2 protein-coding genes are annotated in these 3,780 nt (G+C 73.6%); both read right to left on the minus strand.

Annotated features, from left to right (window positions below; all coding sequences use genetic code 11):
• The coding region (locus tag AX737_RS30120) for a hypothetical protein (protein ID WP_066927705.1) at positions 1-2,064 on the minus strand (2,064 nt) is incomplete at its 3' end.
• A 253-nt stretch (positions 2,065-2,317) separates the two neighbouring features.
• On the minus strand, positions 2,318-3,780 hold a 1,463-nt coding region (locus AX737_RS30125), incomplete at its 5' end, for a DUF4159 domain-containing protein (RefSeq protein WP_156454054.1).

A 3,780-nucleotide genomic window follows, 5' to 3' on the forward strand; every position in this document is an offset into this window, starting at 1 on the left:
CCCCTCCACCAGCCACATCGCCAGCACGGCGGCGGCGAGGCCGACGAGCGCCCAGAGGCCCAGCGCCAGCGGGTAGACCTCGACGCCGCGGATGATCGCGCTGTCGCTTGGGCGGAAGCCGATCCAGTCGGCGCCGGCGAGCCTGCCGCCGCGCACGCTCTGCAGGCGCGGCACGCTGACCACGCCCGCCTCGGCCACCCGGCGGACCGATCCGGCCGCGCCCTCGGCGACGGGGCGCAGGCGCTCGGTGTCGCTGAACACGTCCGTCAGCTCGCGCGGGTTGGCCGGGCCGACGCTGACGAAGGCCACGAGATTTCCTGAGCGCAGCGTGTGCAGGCCCAGTTCCTGCGCCTCGAAGGTGGCGCTGAACAGGCCGGCCTCGGCGGGCGCGAGCGCGAGCGTCCGCTCGCGCCCGGTCGGCCCCGTGACGGTGACGGGCTCGGCCGTGTCCGCCATGGTCTGGCGCTCGACGCGGACCTCGCGGCCGTGGCCCGTCATCTGTGCCCTGAGGGCTTCCTCCTCCAGCGCCGGCTCCTTCATCAGCCAGTGGGCGAGGCGCCGCAGCAGGTCGAGATAGGGTCCACCCTCCTGGTAGCCGCGGGCCCAGAGCCAGGCGTGGTCGGAGAGGAGGAGCGCCACCCGTCCCTTCTCCTCGCGGTTGAGGGCCAGCAGCGGCAGGTTGTCGGCGCCCGAGAGGATCGGCTGCACCCCGGCCCGGGTCTGCGCGGCGACGATGCGCAGCCAGTCGCCCCAGGCCGGCGGGCCGTCCGCTTGCGCGCCCGGCAGCAGGCGGGTGACGGGGTGGCGCTGGCCGACCTGCGTCGGCGTCGCCTTGTAGGGCCGCTCGACCACGCGCCCGTTGGGGTCGCCCGGCAGGATGCCGGCGAGCCGGGTGCGGGCGAGGCTCGCAGCACCTGCGAATTCCGGACCCGCCGCGATGAGGAGCGCCCCGCCCTCGCGCACGTAGCGCACGATGTTGTCGAAATAGGCCTGCGGCAGCACGCTCTGGTTGGCGTAGCGGTCGAAGATGATCAGGTCGAAGTCCTTGATCTTCTGGACGAACAGCTCGCGCGTCGGGAAGGCGATCAGAGAGAGTTCGGAGATCGGCGTGCCGTCCTGCTTCTCCGGCGGGCGCAGGATGGTGAAGTGGACAAGATCGACGTTGGCGTCGGATTTCAAGAGGTTGCGCCAAGTGCGCTCGCCCTGGTGCGGCTCGCCGGAGACGAGCAGCACCCGCAGCTTCTCGCGGATGCCCTCGATGGGCAGCACCGCGCGGTTGTTGACGGTGGTCAATTCGCCGGGCAGCGGCTCGACCTCGATCTCGACCACGTTCGGGCCGCCGTGCTCGATCCGGGTGGTCAGCGCGAAGGGCTTGTCGGTCGCGACCGTGCGGCGGTCGATCTCCTCGCCGTCGCGGCGCACGGTGACCACGGCCGAGCCGGTGCCGCCGCGCTCCATCACCTCGGCGCGGACGGTGAGGTCCCGGCCGACGATGCCGAAGCGGGGGGCTTCCAAGAGCTTGATCTGCCGGTCGCGCTCGTCGGCGTGGCCGGTGACGAGCACGTGGAGCGGCGCCTTCAGGCCGAGCGCGGCCATCGAGGCCGGGATGTCGTGCACCACGCCGTCGGTGAGCATCACGACGCCCGCCAGCCGTTCCGGCGGCACGTCGGCCAGCGCCTGGCCGAGCGCGGCGAACAGCTTGGTGCCGTCGTCGCCGTCTCGGGCGTCCGGCACGTCGATGAAGCGGGGCTCGATGTTGGTGAGCGCACCGAAGCGGCGCTGCAGCTCGGCCCGAACCTGATCGGTCATCTGCGGCCGGTCGCCGAGGCTCTGCGAGCCGGAGCGGTCGACGATCACCGCGGCCACGTCCTTCACGGGCTCGCGGTCCTCGCGGACGAGGGCGGGGTTGGCCAGCGCTGCCAGCACCAGGGCGAGCACGAGGACGCGCAGCAGCCCGACGCGACCGCGGCTCGCGATGGCGAGCAGGCCCAGCAGCGCGACGACGATGCCGAGGCCCGCAAGCACCGGCCAGGGCAGGAGGGGGGTGAAGCTGAGGCTCAGCATGCCGATCCGGCCTCCGGGATGTCAGGACAGGGCGCGGATCGCGCGACAGGCCCCCTCTCCCGTGCGGGAGAGGGTTGGGGTGAGGGATGAGAACGTGCCGGAGCTGTCGCGACGGTGCCGCGGCACCCTTGCCGCCCAGTTCTGATAGTTCTCATCCCTCACCCTGTCCCTCTCCCGCACGGGAGAGGGGACCCGCGCTCTATCCCGTAACCGCCCGAGCGCCGTGAACGGCCCTGCGGAGCGTCGAAGATTCTCACTGCCCCAGCCGCTCGAGCAGGGCCGGCACGTGGACCTGATCCGCCTTGTAGTTGCCCGTGAGCGTGTACATCACGATGTTCACGCCCCCGCGAAACGCCATCTCGCGCTGGCGCTGGTCGCCGCCGACCACCGGGTAGAGCGGCTCGCCCCGCCGTCCCACCGCCCAGGCGGCGGCGAGGTCGTTGCCCGTGATGATGATCGGGCTCACCCCGTCGCCAGCGCGGGCCGGGCGGCGCTCGGCGCCCTCGCCCGCGGGGGGCAGCGCCTCGACCCAGGTCTGGCCGCTGGCGTAGCGGCCCGGGAAGGTGTCCAAGAGGTAGAAGGCCTTGGTGAGCACGTGGTCGGCCGGCACCGGCTCCAGCTCCGGCACCTCGAGCGTCGCCAGCATCTTGCGCAGGTAGGTGCCCTCCGGCGTCGGCGCGGCGCCGGGGCGGGAGGTCAGGCCGTCGCGGGTGTCGAACAGCACCGTGCCGCCGTTGCGCATGAAGGCGTCGATGCGCCGGATCGCCTGCTCGCCCGGCTGCGGCCGGTTCGGGGCGATCGGCCAGTAGATCAGCGGGTAGAAGGCCAGCTCGTCCTTGGCCGGGTCGATGCCGGCGGGCTCGCCGGGCTCAAGCGCGGTGCGGCTCGCCAGCATCTGGGTCAGCCCGGAGAGGCCGGCGCGGCTCGCCTCGTCCACGGCGGCGTCGCCCGTCACCACGTAGGCGAGCCGGGTCACCAGGGCCGATTCGATGCCGTTCGGCCGGTTGGCGGCGGGCTCCTCGGCGCGGGCCGGGACGGGCGCCAGCAGCGGCGCGATGAGCAGGCCCGCAACGATGAGCGCGGCCGGGCGCGGGCGCAGGCGCCCGATCCCGCCGCGGGCCAGGAAGCCGCCGAGCCACAGGCCCGCCAGGGTGTCGAGCGCGAGGAGCATCAGCGCGAAGGTGAAGAGGCCGGCACGCAAATCAAGGGTCTCGGCCCCGGCGAGCGTGCCCGTGCGGGCACCGCTGAGCTTGGCCAGATCGAGCGGCACCAGCGCGTCGCCGGGGCGCAGCGCGTTGACCGCGACGCCGCCATCCGCCGGCCCGTAGAAGCCCGGCGGGTGCTCGGGCGTGGCGCGGTCGCCGTAATCGGCCGCGACCGCCTTGGCGGAGGCCGGCGGGGAGCCCAGCGCCCCGAACCCGTCCAGCGCGAGGCGCGGGGCCAGGATCGCGGCGGGCGGGCGCGGGCCGCCATCGGTCGGCGGGGCCGAGGAGCCGGCGAGCGCGACCACACGGCGCAGCATGTCGATGAACAGCCCCGAGAGCGGCAGGTTCGACCACGTCGTGTCGGCGGTGACGTGGAACAGCACCACTCGGCCCTGCCCCCGCGTCTCGGCGGTGACGATCGGCGTGCCGTCCTGCAGCGAAGCCCAGGTGCGGGCGGGAAGATCCCCGTCGGGCTCCGCCAGGATCTGGCGGCGTACCCCGATATCGGCGG

It is taken from the genome of Methylobacterium sp. CCH5-D2 (genome assembly GCF_001556475.1).
Classification (GTDB): Bacteria; Pseudomonadota; Alphaproteobacteria; order Rhizobiales; family Beijerinckiaceae; genus Methylobacterium; species Methylobacterium hispanicum.